Below are 15,658 nucleotides of genomic sequence, written 5' to 3'. Positions count from 1 at the left end.
CCGCCGAGGCGGCATTGACCACGAAGGTCCGAGGCTAGAGGCCGCGTGGTCTGGAGATTACGACATGACCAAGACCAGATTCACCCTGCTTGCCGCCAGCCTCTCGCTTGCCGCCGCAGGCACCGCGCATGCGCACGCTACCTTCGAAAACGACAGTGCGCCCGTCGAAACGACCTTCAAGGCTGTTCTTCAGGTCCCGCACGGCTGCGACGGCAAGGCGACGACGGAAGTGCAAGTGAAGCTGCCGGAAGGCTTTGTCTTCGCCAAACCGCAACCGAAGCCCGGCTGGGAACTGGAAATCGTCAAGGGCGATTACCAGAAGACCTATGACAATCACGGAACCAAGGTTTCGTCCGGACCGGTGGAAATTCGCTGGAAGGGCGGCAATCTGCCCGACGAGTTCTACGACACCTTCATCGTACGAGGCAAACTGTCCGGCTTCGACAAGGAGACGGTTCTCGCCTTTCCGACAACGCAGCTTTGCGGCACCGAGGGCAAAGTGGTTTGGGACCAGGTGGCGGCCGAAGGTCAGAACGCTCATGAACTCAAGAGCCCGGCGCCGACCATAACCGTGACGCTCGCAGCCGGAGAACATGCTCACGGTGGGCATGGCAAGCATCAGATGGCCGGCGGTCCGATCGAGGCCGGTGACCTCGAAATCTCCGGCGGCGCCGTCAAGGCGATGCTGCCCGGCGCAAAGGTCGGCGGTGGCGGCCTTGTCGTCAAGAACACCGGCAGCTCCGACGACCGGCTCCTCGCTGTCGAAAGTCCGGCCGCAGGGCGGGTCGAGCTGCATGAAATGACGATGGAAAACGAGGTCATGAAGATGCGCAAGCTCGAGGGCGGGATTGCCATTCCGGCCGGAGCGACGGTCGAGCTCACGAGCGGCAGCCTGCACCTGATGTTCATGGAGGTGAAGAAGCCGTTTGCCGAGGGCGATACTGTTCCGGTGACGCTCACCTTCGAAAAGGCAGGCAAGGTCGAGTACGTGCTGCCGGTCGGCGCCGCCACGGGCGGCCACAAGCACAAATAGGATCCGGCTCGACCGTCAGGTGCCCTGAATGAACTGATCGAGGATCGCGGCGATCTCATCGCCGCTTTCCTTTTCGTCGCCGGCGGGCTCGTCCTGCCGGCTTCCCCGTTTACCGCCGCGCTCTTCGTTCTGCATGTATTCGAGATAGCAGCGCAGTGTTTCGGCCTGTGTCTGCTGCGGCGGTCGGTCGCCGGCGCTGATCAGCATCAGGCCGAGAGGCAGGGCGCCTTTCACCTTCGCAACCAGTTCCGGCGCGCTCTGTTCCTGCCGACGCGCCGAAAGCAACGTGATCACCTCATCGGTCGGGCCGTCGCCGCGCATGCGAGCGGAAGGCTTGACGGCTTCCGCCGCGTAGGCCGCGGTTGTCGCGGAGATGGTGACGACCTGGGTCAAGATGTTCCGCCTCGTCAGCGCTCAATGCGCCTTCCTTCAGACCTCAACAATCCTTCTTCTGTGCCAGATTCCGGTTGCGAGCCGGTGAAATCGGGCGGGGGAATTTTATGCAAATCTTAACGTTTGCGGCTTTCGGCGTAGATCGCGGAAAAACGTGACGCTACATGCGCGAGAACATGTCGAAGAACCGGCTGGCGATCCTGCCCGATCTCATGCACTACCGGATTTTCGTCTCACCGAAGCTCTTGGGTCTTGTCCTTCCTCGAGCGGCAAGAGCAGCTCAAAGACTGAGGCGGCGAGGTCGAGGGGAAGTAAGCGACCACATCCAGGTCGCCCGCTGCGATGGGCTGCCTCGTTCGCGAGCAAATCTTTTTCTATACCTTCGGTTGAGCAACATAGTACAATCACAGTCGCAATGAAGAAAAAGGACGCCAGATCCTGCGCAAATGCAAGAGCATCGGGGGACGTCACTCAGCAGGAAAGGACGAAGGGTCAATGCGCGTGATCGTGTTATTGCTAGCGCTCTCTGTACTGTGCGCGTGCTCGCAAACCGGAAGGTTCACCACCATCGACCGGTACGAACGCGGAGAGGGGGACTATTATCCGGGAATCGTTCCGCCGACTCCATTCTAGAAATATTTCCCGAACCCAAGGGAAAGTAGAGTAGCCGCACAGGAAGCCTTGTGAGCGAGTCTTCCTGCCTGCTTTGCTGCGTCGATTGAATCGACGCACACGCTCACTCCTGCCGCACGAGAGGGTGCCTGCAGACGGCGGAGCGATACTTCTCCGGCCAGTCGTGGCTCCGCTGGTTGCTGAGCACGTGAAAGAATCGCTCGTGGTCACCGGCAGGGAATTGATCCCGCGCCAAGGCCGGAATATCAATGATCGTCAATCCGTTAGCAAAGGTACGAGGCCTATGCGCAAGATCCTGTTGTTGCTCGCAGTCGTGACTCTCGCGGCGTGCTCGAAGACCCTCCACGTCGGCGGCGAAGGGGAGTATTACCAGGGCATTGTCCCGCCGCGGTGATTGCAGCGGCGTCCTCTAACAGGCGCCTGCCGTTGACGGCGACTGGTCCGGGCGCTCACAGCGCATATTCCTCGTAATAAGATCAATAGAGATTGCGGATCGCGAGCAACTCCGGCGTCAGGATTTGCGCGTGCGCGTTCTTGCGTTCTTCTTCCAAGAAAAGGGTCATCAGCGGCGCGGCCGGTCAACCGGGCCAATTGCCCGAGGTCCCAGTTTCGGTCCTTCGCGCTGCGTGCCTGCGCCGTCCCTGCGCCGGTGCCTTGATCCAGATGCCGAGACGGTCGCGCGCCTTGGCAGGAGATTGTCACCCATGTCTCAGGGACAACTGTGGCCTATGTCTCCGGGTCGAACAATGAAAGCTTTGGTGGAGCCGAAGGGAGTCGAACCCTCGACCTCCGCAGTGCGATTGCGGCGCTCTCCCAACTGAGCTACGACCCCAGCAGTTCAAGTGTATAAGAGAATTCGGCGGGACGCGCCAGTGTCTTCGTGACCGCACGTCAAGGCATTAAATCTAAACGGATGACCGTGTTCTGGACGTGGCAGGAACTAGGTCATTAGGTCATGACCGCGTCGCCTTAATCGATTTCCGGGCGACGGTCACCAGCTCCGGATGCGGCTGTATCCCTCGCGCCCGCTCTCCGTGATGACATCCCGTTGTTCTTCTGCAAAGCATTCCGGGCGCCGAAGCGCCCGGAAGGGATCGTTTTTGCCTTGGCGACTTGATTGAGGTGGTTGCTCCGTGACCTTTGATTTGCGCCCAGGAGGCCCTTTTTGCCCGTTTTTGGACGCCTCAGTGCGTCCAGTTTACCTTTAGAATCGCGTCTGGATGATTGGCACTATTCCACGGTCTATCGCGGCCGGGTTCGAGCGGACCTCTGACCTAGTTCCTTAACCCCATTGCTGCGGTCGGCGGCGACAGGTGTACCTCTTTTGTGAGGTCCAAGGCCGCGTCTGGATCGGAAATGAATGCCAACGACAGCGCGATGATGTCCTTGAGTGCCGTTTGCCTCACGGCATCGCAAACTTCCGGATCGCCAATGAGGTCGTCGAAGGTGTCGCTGAACTGCTGCGTGGGTTCCACTGTCCCTATCGCGACCCTCGTCTTCTCGATTGTCAGTTGCCCGAGGGACATGTTCTCGATAGCCGCGTCGCGGTTTCCGCACGCTACCATGTACAGATACATGGGATCGCCCAGAACGGTCGTGTGAACGAAGTAAACGCCGTCGACGAAAATGTTCGAATGGCCGTCGAGATTAAGACCGACTTCTTCACCGTAGTGCGCGTAGAACGCATCGGGGAGTCGGAGGCCGGACATTTCGGAGATTACGATCTCCCGAAGCCCGTCAACGTTTGGAAGCTTGTCCGCCATGGCATGCATCTTGCCGCCACTCGATACGAAGCTTTCCCAGATATGTGAGACCGTCGCTGCATAATCCATGCGGCCGTCGAATCCGAGCCTGTCGCCCTCAAGTGGACGAAACTCGGCGTGTAGGGCGACTTTCTTGCGGGCCTTCTCCAGGCCGAGGAGTGACGCCGATCTGTCTTTTCCGAGTGCGACCAACTGCGGGTACAGAACGGGGTGTGGGTGTTTGGTTGTCATGTCCTGCTCCGTTAATTTGGAGAAGGATCAAAGTTCCGGGCGCAAGTGACAAACGCATCAGAGCGATGTCAGTTTACCAGAGGCGGCTATCCGGCTTTGAAGGCCGTGACAGCATCCACAACCTTCTGTCTATCGAACATCCGAGATTCGGTCCTTTTACCTTGTACCCGGGTCGCACGATAAAGCGGTTCGATTTTTGCGGCTTTGATGACGCGAGACACGAGTGCGACCGCAACTCCCAGGTCATTGGCGATGCTGGTCATCCCACCAAATTTCTTTTTAAACTCTAGGACGTCCTCCTTTTTCAAGTACGCAACGGAGTTGAAGCCAAACTTCCGAATTCGCTCCCCGGGTACAAGAAAACCGTACTCAATCAGACTGCGCACGTTCAGAATGCTCACGTGCAGAATTTTGCTGGTCTCTTTGAGAGAAACGCCGTCCACGCTGTTGGAGGATAGCTCCCTCAGAACATCCCAGTAATCAATGTACAGTTTGTCGAAGCGTGGTTCGCCGGCCTTTCGTACCGAGGCGATTTTGCCTTCCAGCATCAGCCGATACGCGTCGGTAGTTCTCATTCGTCCCCACTTGAAAACGGTGAGGAACGGACGGAATGCGCCGCGGATGCGACCCACACGGCACGCCTGAAGGTTCTCTACGATTCCGTCCACATCCTTGGTCACGTAACGTGGGCGGCTTTCGCCGAACGCTGACCCGGCATCCACCGTCGAAAGATAACCTGCGCGCCGGAACGCCGTGATCGCCTGGTGTGTTAGCCCCAATCTCTCCCGCACCTGTGAAGTTGAAATCGAAGATTGAACCTGGTTGAGAAGCTCGTGAATTGCGTCCGCAGGAAAGACTGTCGAGTGGTAAGACGAGCGATGAACGGCTTCTCGAGGAAGGATGTCACTATTCAGCATCTTCATGACTGTCTTAGGGTGCACGCCATACTGTTGACTGGCTGTATGCAGTGAGTGAATCAGGCGCTTCTCCAGCCTATAGCCGAGAAACTCTTCGCCTGGAGCCATCGGTAGGGTGTTACAAGCGTCAAGCCATAGCAATTCGCGGATCGGTGCCCACACAGGATCGGCAAGTTCTCTAGTCATCAATGAGTAGATTCGGCCGTATTTTGCATTTCGAGTGAGGCCTCTTCCTTTGTCGAATTTTCTCGCGTGGCGTTCGAGATGCTCCAGAAAGTGCGCCCGACCACGCGCTAGCAGCTCGAACCCGGCGCGCATATGTGCCGGCGCGAGTTTTTGGCCCCCGTCAGCATTCGTGCTTGCATCGCGGCCCACGGCTTCACAAAGGCGAATAAGGTAGGCGAGCGGGAGATCATCGAGCATCTCCAGTGGTTCGTTTTTTCCAGTAAGGCGTCCACGGAGATAGACATCCAAAGGATGAGCGCGCGGAGCTTGTGCCGCGGCCGCGGTGGCGAGAATCCTTGGAAAATTCTGCGATACGAACGAACAGAGGTCGGGCGCGAAGCTCCGCTTGCCGCCATCGGCTACAGCCATGTCACAACCGTGATCTGGGCATTTCTCGATTACAGTCCAGAGCCACCAGAACCTTTGAAAAGTGCGGGCACCAATCGGTCCGCTGCCTTTTTCAACGTCCTCTACAACGCACTGGGGGCAAAATCTCGCCTGGAGCTTGCACACCTGGGTGGTATGAACCTTATGATCTCCCAGCATCGCGTAGCCGTAGCCAGGTTTTGGTGAGTGGCGATCGAAACGAGAGGGATCGATCCCAGCCATCGCGGCGAAGCGAAGAAAGCGCGGTTCAATATTGTTCCTCTCGTTCGACTCGCCAAGCAGGCGAGCCATGTCAACCACGGAAACCATCTGGTTAAGGGCCGCGAGCCTCGAAACGAAGCTGTCGCGGGTCTCGTATTCGCGAAAAGGGGGAACGATTTCGAACTTTTCCGTCATCAGCTCTGCACCAATTTTTTGCCGCGGACCGCGAAGGTCTTCTCACGCCTCTTTTTGAGAGCGGTGAACGCTTTCCCATTTGTGATACGCGCCGGCAGCTGGACGTCGCGCCAGGCACTCGACGAGAAGAGGTTGCGCTCCATGTTGCGGCTTCCGACGAGCATGCTGTAGACCTTCACGAAGTCTTCGAGGCCAACCTCGGTCCTCCCTTCAAGGATTACTTCCTCGCACGCGAGGCGGATGGTCTGGATGACATTGCCGAACTGATGGTTCGCGGCCTTGGAAAGCCGCATGACGAACTCCTTGTCGTCCAGATCAGCCACGTCGAGCTGCGCGTGCTTGGTGATGATGCCGTTAACGACCTTCTCGATAACCGCGCCATCGGTGGTGGGATCGAGGCTTTCGAGGTCGAAGGGGAGGGTGCGGCCTTCAAGTTCGGGGCTCGTGGTCCTGAAGCCTGCGATCACTGGGGTGCCAGAAAGGATCAACTGGACGGGCCAGTCGGCGCTAATCTGAATCAGCATTTTCATGGCGTCCTGGATTTCCTTGATCTGCGTTTCCGTATTCGAGCGCATGGCGTGCTGGAATTCGTCGATATGCAGGAACATGACGCCCCGCAACGCGAACCATTTCATGGCGAGGTCACGCATCTCGGGCAGATTACCAGGCTTTGAAACCGGGAAGCCGCAGGCCTTCACGATCTCTGCGAGAAGGTAGTTCGGGGCGGACTTGGGCGGCGCGTCGATGCTGACATAAGGCAGATTGTCGTGGTCCTTTCCGGGCATGCGGAAGCGCTGGAAGGCGGGATGGGTCTCCATGCTCCGGATCAGGTGGGTCTTGCCCGAGCCCGAGTTCCCCGTGACGACGATCCCGGCGAGCTTGGCCGTCTCCGTCTGGGTGTTACGGAACAGACGCTTGTAGAGCTTTCGGAGCTCGGCGTCGCGAACGGAGCCGACGTGGTAGGCGTTCATTGCCTTGATGCGCTCGACGGCTTCGAGTTCGCTCGGGTCCATGTGGGACGCGATGCGGAGTTGGGCCTGCTGGCGGTCGGTGAGGATATCGTTCATGGGTGGTCTCCTCAGAGCTCGATGTCGTCGGCAGTGCCGACCGGGTTGTTGGCGTTCTTGCGAGAAGTCTTAGTTTTCGCGGGCTCGCCGCGGGCGACCTTTTCCGCAAGTTCGAGTGCCTCGTCATCGGTCACGATGTCGTTGTAACCAGGCGCGTTGGCGCTCAGGAATGCGCTGCGACGGCCGACGGGAGCCGGCAGCGACGCTGGGGTCGCCAGAGCGGCCTGTACCGTGAAGCCAGCCTTGTGGAGAAGCGCGCGTTCGTAGGAGCGGACGTTTTCCATCGTGACACGGCGAAGGCCCAACGGGTTGCGCAGTGCGGCGGCCTCGCCGCTTTCGCGGAGATCGCGAAGGGCTGCGTAGAAGATGTCGAGCGTGACCGCAGTGCTCTTGGCATACTCGCGGGTTACGCGCTCCCACATGGCCATCCACTCGGGGAGGCTGATCTCGTCCGGCAGACCGATCTGGTTGTCGGCAATGTACCAGTGGCCGTCCTTCTTGAACGAGATCGAGCGGATGTTGCCCACGTCCACGCGGATCGGCACCTCGACGCTACCATCCTGCAAGTGCCATTTCGCAAGCACCGGGGAGTGATAGTTGATGCCAAGGAAGCGAAGGCCCTCAGGCCCAAGGGTGCGGACCTCGTCCATGCCGAAGATGTGGCGCTTGACGTCGGGTTCGATCATCGGGCGCATCTTGTAAAGCTGGGTCTGGCGAACCCAGGCATTGTGCGGAGTCTCGCCACCGAGGCCCTCGTGCGGCGTGTTGTGATAGATGTCGAGGATCGCGCGGAGATACTCGCGCTCGATGCGGTCGATCGGAACCGACGCTTCCTTGACCGGGTCGGCATCGCCCTTCTCCACGACGTCCTTGAAGGTACGCCCCTGATAGAAGCTCACGATGCGCTGATGCCCGCGGAAGCTGGACTCCACGTGACCACGCGCCTGCGGCGTCCCAGCGGTGGGGCGAGCATGCCCGATCTCACACTCGGCGATCTTGGGAGCTACTTCTTCGTTTACCAGTGCGGAGCCGCTGTCGGTATAGAAGCGATCGGGGCGGCAGAAGCCGATCCACTGCGACTGCGCGCCGACGAAGGCCGAAATCTCGGACTTGTCCTCCATCACCATGCGGATGACCTCGAGGGTGGTCTTCGAGTTCGGCTTGGTGCAGAAGCGCATTCCAAGGATATAGCGGGTGGCGATGTCGATCGCCACGACGACCCACAGGCGGATGCGCTTGGCGTCGTTCTTCTCGTCGTCGGTGAGCTTTTCCCACATGTCGGCGTACTTGAAGAGCGCCATGAGGTCCATGCGCTTTTCGTCGATGTCCACGCGTTCGCCCGGGCGGAAGAAGCCGAAGCCGCCGCGCGTGAATCCGAACTTCTTGTCGGCCGACGCCTTGCCGTAGCGCCCGTGATGGATGTGGTAAGCCCCGAGCCCCTTGATGATCTTGGCGAAGACCTTGTACGACGGAGTCAGCAGGCGGTGCTTATCTTTCGTGCGCGCCTTGTTGATGCCGTCGATGGCCGCAAGCAGGAGAACATGCTGCTTCTTCACGGTCGGGCGGTTCGGCTTCGCATAGCCTTCAGCGTACTCCTCCCAGACCGCAAGGCTTTCCGGGTCGACACGATAGGTGCGCTTGGGGCCTTCGTCCTTCGAGACCAGCGAGATTGTTTTTCCACCGGACTCCTTGAAGATGCGGTACATCTTGTTGAAGTGCCCGACGGATGGAGGACGCCGCAGCTGAACGAGGCCGCCACCATTCTGCATTTTGCCGACAATGTTGAGAGCTGCGAGCGTGAGGCTCGCCATCCGCGGGCCAAGCTCGTCAACCGTGCGCTTGAGGCCGCCCTCTTTAGCCGCAAGATTGTCATACGCCTCGATGAGCTGCTCGTAGAAGAGCGCCTTCGCCTGCTTCTTCGTCGTATAGTCCGTGAACAGCCAGCCGGGATGCACCTCGCGCTTCTTGGGATTCTTCGAGAAATGCCCTTCCTCGATTTTGATCTCACCGCGCACGTGCTTCTCGTAGAATTCGAGCTCCGAGAAGGATTCGAAGCGCGGCATCTCCTCGATCGTTTCGAGGATCACCTGGCCGCCATAGTGGCGGGACAGGCGATAGTACTGGCTGCCGATCGTGACGCGGTCGACGACGGTAACCTGGATCGGCATGTAGCTGAACGGCTTAGGCGACAGATTGGACATAGCTCTTGAGCTCCTGTGCGAGAAGGGGACGGTTGATTTGAACCTTGCTGTAGTCAGCAAGGCGTTCGAATTCGTTCGCGATGACGATGACGCCGCGATCGACTAGGTTCAGGAGGGCCTCACGACGATCGGCGAGGTTGCGCGCTCCCTTGAAAAGGCTGTGGAAGTAGACGGCACCGTGGATGCCCTCCAACGACAGGAGGGCGTCGAGATTGTCCGCGGCGTTATAGTTTTCGCGGGCCGTCAGGATGCTCATCGCGTTCTGGAAGCATCCCAGCGTCGCCTTGGTCTCGTTGACCCAGATCATCTCGAAGCCGAGGTCCACGTCTTTCAGCGCGTCGAAAACCGCGTCTACCTCGGCCTTGTCCTTTACGTATTTTACGTTGAACGCGCGCTGGGTTCCGTCGTGGTAGACCGCAAAATAATCGAAGCGGTGCTCGTGGACCTCGCCGTCGTCATCTGCCCACTCAATGGTCGGGAACTGGCAACGAAGCTCGCGGATGGTCGGGTCGGCCAGGAGAATGCCGGCGGCGTGCTGCTCCAGTTCACTCCAAAACTGGAGATCGATCTGCTCGATCTTCGAGATGATCGTTCCGCGGGTACCCCGCTTCGAATTCTTGTGGGCCATTTTGACCGGGTGTTCCATGCGGTCGGCTCCTTTCCATCCGGATGTCAGGCGTTCGTTCGGGCAGGCGGTCAGGTCTTTGCTATTCGGCAGCCCCCGTCCGAGGTGTAGAAGACGCCAACCGCGTTCTTGTCGGGACGCGAGTTTGGGATCGTCTCAACTGCGGCGAACCGAGGCTCGATGCCCGCGCGCATCATTTTCACGAGTTCGTTCACCAGCTTTGCCTTGCTCATTTCAGCCCCCCTTTGGGCGAGTTTCGTCGGCCCCGCGGCGCAAGTGCGTCGCGGGCTGCAATGGACCCGGCAGAATCCTTCCCCGCGTCCTCCATGCGGTGGACACGGAAACGGGAAGTCAGTTGCGGAACGATGCCCGCTAACCGAACCCTGGGCGACGGCGCTCAGCTGGTGAGATCATCAAACCGCGCAGGTTCGCTATCTCACTCGAAGAGCGATGCCGTCTGAAAGTCGTAAGTCCGCCGGAAGGGGACCTGCGACCACGCCTTAATGGCGTATGAGGCTGGGGAGGTTGAGGGCGCGGAGTGCGCTATTGGAGCGAGAGGCGTTGAGTGAAACGCGCATAGTCTTCGACGGGCTCGTTGCTGAATTCGCCGGAGCGATCTTTGCAAGGTTGAAAGATACGGTCGAAGTCATGTTGAACCTTCTTTTTTTCACGCCAGTTGGAGTGCGTGGAATCTTCAGTCAAAGGCGAATTACGAATAAGTCAAAAGTTGCTGACTTTGATATTATCGGTCTATGGTCCGATTTTCTATCTTCGTACGATCGAGGTTTGCCACGATGCCAGCGCCTTAAACAGTTCAACGTTGCGATGTATACTTAACATTGTTCGTTAATGCTACAGTAATATCGCTGGCGACACGGGAAAGGCGCGACATGGTTAATTTCGACTGCGTGCTCAGCTCGGAGGATCGTCGGCTACGGTGTTTGCACCTTCGGCCAAGCGGCCATAATGGGAGACGGATGCCGCATTCCATTTGCCAACGTGCCGGACGAGCGCGCGCGTCACATCTGCTACGGCCAGGTCTTCATAGACCCAAGGCCCGAGTACGTCGGTGTTCCAGCACTGGCCGCCGCCAACTGCAATACGGAGATCGGCTTCGCAAAGCTCGAACCAGGCATCAACCTGATCGACCCAGCCACCGCTGCCGTGCACGCCGATCTTGACAACCTTGGCGATGACGGGAAGGGGCTTCCGAGAGAACCAGTTCAGAAAATGTGCAGCACACTGGCTGGCGAGGTCTGTCACCAGGAGCGGCTGGACGTGGTAGCGGCGCGAAGACGTGGCGGATGTTGTCACTGTAGTTTTCCATGATAGGGACTGGCCATGCTAAGCCAACGCTAAAGGGGCAGGCCAGAAAGTTACTGATTGAATGGTTAGGCCGCCTGCCGGGCGTGAAGCCCGCGCGCAAGAAACCCCTTCAGACGATTGTACGAGTCCTCGAGCAGGAAGTTGGCCATGTGAGATGGACCTTCGACTTCGATCTGGCGCAGGCTGACGAGCGTCATGAACAGGAAGGTCTGGATGTCCATCTGCTCGGCGGTGAAGACACGCAGTACCTCCTTTGCGGTCACGTCATCCGGAAAGCACATGAACCGGCCGACCTTTCCCGTCGACGTGGCAGCGCAATGCTCTTCGCTCGCCAATGGAGGGTCGCCGAAGGTCACCTTGTCGAACGACATAAGGAGAAACCCGAACTTGTACTTTTCGCCGTTCGAAGCCGCGTTACGCAGATCGCCATAGAAACGATCGACGACCTCTTTCGCGAAGGCGAGAACGGCTTGCACCTCCGGATTGGATTCCAGGTCGAGGATCGCTGTGCTGAGAAGCTGGTAGGGGCTGTTCACCTTACTGCTCCGAACGGTAGAGATTACGAAGACCACGAAGGAAGTCCCCGGCCTTCTCGTAGAAAACGACCAGGCGTCCGTTGTCGCCGCCGAGATCGGCAATGGCGCGCGTCGCAAGTGCGACGTGCAGCAAAGCGGTAAATGCCGTCGGCTCATCGGCGAGGATCAGCCCGGCGATTTCGCGCGCGGCCATGTCCTCGAAACCTTCCATCACCACCAGCTTGCGAAACGCGTTCGATGGAGGGCGCTCATACAGCTCGTGGTATTCGTCGAGGATGAACCGTGACGAGCAAAGTTCGAGACACGGTTTCGCGAACACGCGGGAGGAGCTGGCCATCTCGCGGACGGAGACCATGAAATCTTCGGCGGCCTGGTCAGCTGTGCCGAGGATTTCGAGAAGGCGTTCGCGATTTGCATCGTCGAGGAAATCGGCGATTTGAGAGATGGTCGAAGAAGCGTCAGTCATGTCAGTTCCTTTCAGAGCGGGCAACCGGTGGGCGCGACACGTCATTCGGAAACGCCGGATGCGGGCCCGTTTTGCAGTTCAAAGTCGAGGAGAGGTCAACTCGGATGCCGAGCGCGCATTCGTCCTTTCACGCATGGAATTGCGTGCTTTCGGAGAATACGGCTGCGACAGCCGAGCGACCGAATGCTCGAAAGGGATCGTTAGGAGGAGGGATAGTACATGGGGTCACCTTTGCGAGCGTTGCAGAGACAAAACTCTCCCTGGTTTGACCCTCACCAGGCAGCATGCCGCTGAAGTTACCAGCCTTCAGCATTCTGCGGGGACAGGTTGTTGTCTGGGCCGCGCGCTCATCTTGGGAGTTAGTGGATTTCCGCGCGGCTACCAACCTAAGCCCGTGGCACGTCTCCGAAGTGGCCCCAACATACACATCCAGCCGGGCCCTTCAAGCGTAACATTTCACATTAGGTGTCTGTCGTATCATTTTGTTTTATCATGCGACATTTATTAAAATGGTAATCATCGGACGTTTCTTCTGCAGCATCCGGCAGTTGGTGCGGTCCGCTCGTATGGTGCTCGAACTCCGAGTGTGACTTTGTGGCAACATACGGGTCGTACTGGCATTGAGCGCGTGGCAAGCAACTGCCCACCCTCAAGCGAGTTCCTGGCCCTGAGCCGTATTTTCGATATCGAGCGGCCGGCATTAGATCGCCACGTTTTTTCAGCAAGACCCCACACGCGTGCGCAGCGACTGTTTCGCAGTTGCTGTAGAGTGCCGACGAGTAACTTCTTTAGCGGCTTCAACAAAATTCAACTAGAACGCGACCCCTCTATCTGTTACCACGACGCAAATCGGGGCGGGGTTGGACGCAGTCGATCACGTCGTTGCTGCGCACAGCCTCAGCGCTGTTGCATCCCTCTTCGCTCCGGACCATTTGCTGCCGAGGAACCTGGAATGAACTTGTGGTCCGATGCCCGCCGCACTGCCGAAATCAAACGTGAAGAGACAAACGAAGAGACCGGACCGCTGTCGGGAGATGACGGCGACACGAAAGGCTGGCGTTCAGAATTCCAACATGATCACGATCGTTTGCTGTTCTCTACGCCCGTCCGACGCCTGTCTGACAAGACGCAAGTCTGGCCTATGGACGAGAACGACGGCGTGCGGACGCGTCTGACACACTCTCATGAAGTCGCCAATCTAGCTCGATCAATCGGGTCCAATGTCGCCAGCCGTTCGAAGGTTTCGTTCGGGGCCGATCTGCATGATACCGTTCAGCCCATCCTTTCCGCAATCGGGCTAGCTCATGACCTCGGCAATCCCCCTTTTGGTCATCAAGGGGAAGCAGCGATCGGTGGGTGGTTCAAGAAGAGAAAGTGGATTTTTTCCCAGCACAGCGAAGGCGGCGATCCGCTCCCGACCGCAATCGAACAACGGTTGCACGATGAGTTCATTAGATTTGATGGCAACCCGCAAACCTTCCGGCTGATCACCCGGCTTCAAACGCACCGGGATTACGTTGGCCTCGATCTCACCGCCGCCAGCCTTGCCGCCGCGATGAAATATGTCGTCGCAGCGGGCTCCACCGCCGACGAACATCCGGTATTCAAAAAGTATGGGTATTTCGAGTCCGGAGCTAGACGTCGTGAAGTGGGTAAGAAAGCGGGTGGGAATTAACGAAGGTGAACGCCATCCGCTGACGTGGATCATGGAGGCGTGCGACGATATCGCTTACAGCACCCTGGACGTCGATGACGTCATGAAGAAGAAGATTATCTCGCCTGACGATGTGCTGACGATCCTTCTCCATGACGAACGAACGAAATCCCATCCAGCTGTCCTCAAAGCTGCCAAGAAGTTCAAGGGCGTCTACGATCCTGATCGCGATCCCCACGTGGTCCGCGACATAAAGATCATTCTTCTCAGGGCTTACCTGATCCGCGCCTTAATCGACGACGCGAGTGCAAAGTTCGTGCAGGTATCGGACAACATATTGCGCAAGGTCCACGACAAGCCGCTGATGCACGAGAACCCTCTTTGTGACGCTCTCAAAGACATCGCGAAGCTGCATGCGTTCAGCAATCCAGCCGTCCTCAAGATGGAAGCAATGGGCGCGGAAGCTCTTGATGGATTGATGTCGTTTTTCTGGGATGCGGTCACCAACCGAAAGACATTCGAAGACATTACCAGCAAGCGTACAACGGCCGTTGCGAAGTATGGTTGGTCCATCATTAGCCCCAACTACATCGAAGCCGCCGCCCGAGCTGAGAAAGCGGAAGGACCGAGTTCTAACATCCGTTACCGCGAACTACGATTGCTTACTGACATGGTATCTGGCATGACGGACACGTTCGCCCTAAATCTTTGGAATGAGGTGAAGGCGCTACCAAAATGACCGTGGCCGCAGACGTACATATCGTGAAGCGTCGTATGGACGACTACCTATGGCGAGAGAAGACGCTCGCCAGCAGGCGCTTGCGGCATGTGCTCGGCACTCATTTTTACAAATTCGAGAACGTTGCCATCGTCGGCGGAATGGTCCGGGATTTTGCCCGGGTCGGAAAGACGGGTTTTTTGTCGGACGTTGACTTGGTGGTTGATGCTCCGCCGAGTGAAGTAGCCGACTTGGCTCGCACCATTGATGCGAAAGCTAATTCGTTTGGTGGCTTCTCGCTTGCGGAACCTGGCTGGAACGTAGACTTCTGGGCACTGGAAACAACATGGGCTGTCAGGGAAGGGCACGTTAGAGCGCGCGGCCTTCCCGATTTCCCTCGGTCAACCTTCTTCAACTATGACGCGATCCTGTACGACATAAGAAAGCGACGCGTCCTCTGCGGCGACACGTACTTCGCAGGCCTGCACCAGAAGGTGATGGAGATCAATCTGCTGCCCAATCCCACCACGGTGGGCAACCTCTACCGAGCGGTCCGGCGCATCCTCCTGTGGGATTTGTCGGCCGGGCCCAAGCTCCAAGCATTCATCAGGGACAATCTCGATGAGTCTGGATTCAGGGATGTGGTGAAGGCCGATAACCGGAAGAGCGCGACACCATTCTTGTACAAGTACAAGAGCGCTCAGGAATTGAGTCAGGCCGTGATGTGCAAAGAATATCGACGCTCCATGGCGACATACTACGGCGCTCAACTGTCATTTCCCGGGTTTTGTCACCCGCAACACCCGGTTTAGGTGCCAGTCGACAACCAAGTTCAGCCTGAGTAAGGTGTCAGCTATCGAAAGGTGGAGCGGCCGGCGATGTCCGAGGATCAGGGCGACAAGCAACCAGCGAAATCGGGTGATGATTCGTTTGGTTCTGGGCTGGGCTCAGACTTCAAACCGCTCGGGAAGCGTATTCTGATAGGTCCGGGTCGAAACCACCAAAAACTGGTTGTACGGAACAGCCGCCAAGCCCCCTCCAAGCGGACGGTCCGTAAGCGGCAGCCTCGCCAAAACAGCTCGGATTG

The 15,658-nt window shown here is 58.1% G+C and carries 14 protein-coding genes and 1 tRNA gene; 4 read left to right on the top strand and 11 right to left on the bottom strand.

All coding sequences use genetic code 11. From position 1 onward, the window contains the following. Positions 1-64: 64 nt before the first annotated feature. Complete coding sequence (locus QN224_RS14360; RefSeq protein WP_283977257.1) at positions 65-1,033, top strand: DUF1775 domain-containing protein; 969 nt, start codon at positions 65-67, stop codon at positions 1,031-1,033. Positions 1,034-1,048: 15 nt separating this feature from the next. Here the strand turns inward: QN224_RS14360 and QN224_RS14355 are convergent, their stop codons facing one another. The 11 genes from QN224_RS14355 to QN224_RS14305 all read right to left on the bottom strand — a co-directional run bounded on the left by QN224_RS14355 (position 1,049) and on the right by QN224_RS14305 (position 12,199). After that, positions 1,049-1,426, bottom strand: coding sequence for a hypothetical protein (locus QN224_RS14355; RefSeq protein ID WP_283977256.1), 378 nt, complete (start codon positions 1,424-1,426; stop codon positions 1,049-1,051). 1,389 nt (positions 1,427-2,815) lie between these two features. After that, positions 2,816-2,891, bottom strand: a tRNA-Ala gene (locus QN224_RS14350). 442 nt (positions 2,892-3,333) lie between these two features. Continuing rightward, entirely contained in the window at positions 3,334-4,053 is a 720-nt protein-coding gene (locus QN224_RS14345; protein WP_283977255.1) for a hypothetical protein, read from the bottom strand. Positions 4,054-4,139: 86 nt separating this feature from the next. Next, positions 4,140-5,978 carry a TniQ family protein gene (locus QN224_RS14340; RefSeq protein WP_283977254.1) on the bottom strand — a complete coding sequence of 613 codons (1,839 nt, stop codon included), beginning with the start codon at positions 5,976-5,978 and terminating at the stop codon, positions 4,140-4,142. Then, a complete protein-coding gene (locus tag QN224_RS14335) occupies positions 5,978-7,045 on the bottom strand; it encodes an ATP-binding protein (RefSeq protein WP_283977253.1) in 1,068 nt (355 codons plus the stop codon). The genes QN224_RS14340 and QN224_RS14335 overlap by 1 nt, the downstream gene beginning before the upstream one ends. Positions 7,046-7,056: 11 nt before the next feature. Further along, positions 7,057-9,246, bottom strand: coding sequence for a Mu transposase C-terminal domain-containing protein (locus QN224_RS14330; RefSeq protein ID WP_283977252.1), 2,190 nt, complete (start codon positions 9,244-9,246; stop codon positions 7,057-7,059). Then, positions 9,227-9,892: a hypothetical protein gene (locus QN224_RS14325; protein ID WP_283977251.1), complete on the bottom strand. Its 666-nt coding sequence runs from the start codon at positions 9,890-9,892 to the stop codon at positions 9,227-9,229. The genes QN224_RS14330 and QN224_RS14325 overlap by 20 nt, the downstream gene beginning before the upstream one ends. Positions 9,893-9,942: 50 nt before the next feature. Further along, complete coding sequence (locus QN224_RS14320; RefSeq protein WP_283977250.1) at positions 9,943-10,104, bottom strand: hypothetical protein; 162 nt, start codon at positions 10,102-10,104, stop codon at positions 9,943-9,945. 679 nt (positions 10,105-10,783) lie between these two features. After that, positions 10,784-11,185 (bottom strand): hypothetical protein, encoded by a 402-nt coding sequence (locus tag QN224_RS14315; protein WP_283977249.1) that lies wholly within the window; start codon positions 11,183-11,185, stop codon positions 10,784-10,786. A gap of 77 nt (positions 11,186-11,262) precedes the next feature. Beyond that, positions 11,263-11,733: a hypothetical protein gene (locus tag QN224_RS14310; RefSeq protein WP_283977248.1), complete on the bottom strand. Its 471-nt coding sequence runs from the start codon at positions 11,731-11,733 to the stop codon at positions 11,263-11,265. A 1-nt stretch (position 11,734) separates the two neighbouring features. Then, positions 11,735-12,199, bottom strand: a complete 465-nt coding sequence (locus tag QN224_RS14305; protein ID WP_283977247.1) for a hypothetical protein — start codon at positions 12,197-12,199, stop codon at positions 11,735-11,737. A gap of 952 nt (positions 12,200-13,151) precedes the next feature. Here QN224_RS14305 and dgt point away from each other — a divergent pair. From dgt to QN224_RS14290, 3 genes are read left to right on the top strand one after another with little or no spacing between them, the layout of a single operon-like run. Then, a complete protein-coding gene (gene dgt / locus QN224_RS14300; protein ID WP_283977246.1) occupies positions 13,152-13,874 on the top strand; it encodes a dGTP triphosphohydrolase in 723 nt (240 codons plus the stop codon). Beyond that, positions 13,843-14,592: a hypothetical protein gene (locus QN224_RS14295; protein ID WP_283977245.1), complete on the top strand. Its 750-nt coding sequence runs from the start codon at positions 13,843-13,845 to the stop codon at positions 14,590-14,592. The genes dgt and QN224_RS14295 overlap by 32 nt, the downstream gene beginning before the upstream one ends. Further along, positions 14,589-15,383 (top strand): hypothetical protein, encoded by a 795-nt coding sequence (locus QN224_RS14290; RefSeq protein ID WP_283977244.1) that lies wholly within the window; start codon positions 14,589-14,591, stop codon positions 15,381-15,383. The genes QN224_RS14295 and QN224_RS14290 overlap by 4 nt, the downstream gene beginning before the upstream one ends. Positions 15,384-15,658 lie beyond the last annotated feature (275 nt).

Origin of the sequence: Sinorhizobium sp. 7-81, from assembly GCF_030124405.1 — a bacterium.
GTDB lineage: Bacteria > Pseudomonadota > Alphaproteobacteria > Rhizobiales > Rhizobiaceae > Sinorhizobium > Sinorhizobium psoraleae.
The sequence above is the reverse complement of the archived record's forward strand: the minus strand, read 5'-3'. Positions and strand labels throughout refer to the sequence as shown.

Excerpts from the sequence above, each read along its gene's own strand:
- QN224_RS14360 (WP_283977257.1), top strand. The coding sequence starts at position 65 with ATGACCAAGACCAGATTCACCCTGCTTGCCGCCAGCCTCTCGCTTGCC.
- QN224_RS14345 (WP_283977255.1), bottom strand. The coding sequence starts at position 4,053 with ATGACAACCAAACACCCACACCCCGTTCTGTACCCGCAGTTGGTCGCA.
- QN224_RS14340 (WP_283977254.1), bottom strand. The coding sequence starts at position 5,978 with ATGACGGAAAAGTTCGAAATCGTTCCCCCTTTTCGCGAATACGAGACC.
- QN224_RS14335 (WP_283977253.1), bottom strand. The coding sequence starts at position 7,045 with ATGAACGATATCCTCACCGACCGCCAGCAGGCCCAACTCCGCATCGCG.
- QN224_RS14330 (WP_283977252.1), bottom strand. The coding sequence starts at position 9,246 with ATGTCCAATCTGTCGCCTAAGCCGTTCAGCTACATGCCGATCCAGGTT.
- QN224_RS14325 (WP_283977251.1), bottom strand. The coding sequence starts at position 9,892 with ATGGAACACCCGGTCAAAATGGCCCACAAGAATTCGAAGCGGGGTACC.
- QN224_RS14320 (WP_283977250.1), bottom strand. The coding sequence starts at position 10,104 with ATGAGCAAGGCAAAGCTGGTGAACGAACTCGTGAAAATGATGCGCGCG.
- QN224_RS14305 (WP_283977247.1), bottom strand. The coding sequence starts at position 12,199 with ATGACTGACGCTTCTTCGACCATCTCTCAAATCGCCGATTTCCTCGAC.
- dgt (WP_283977246.1), top strand. The coding sequence starts at position 13,152 with ATGAACTTGTGGTCCGATGCCCGCCGCACTGCCGAAATCAAACGTGAA.
- QN224_RS14290 (WP_283977244.1), top strand. The coding sequence starts at position 14,589 with ATGACCGTGGCCGCAGACGTACATATCGTGAAGCGTCGTATGGACGAC.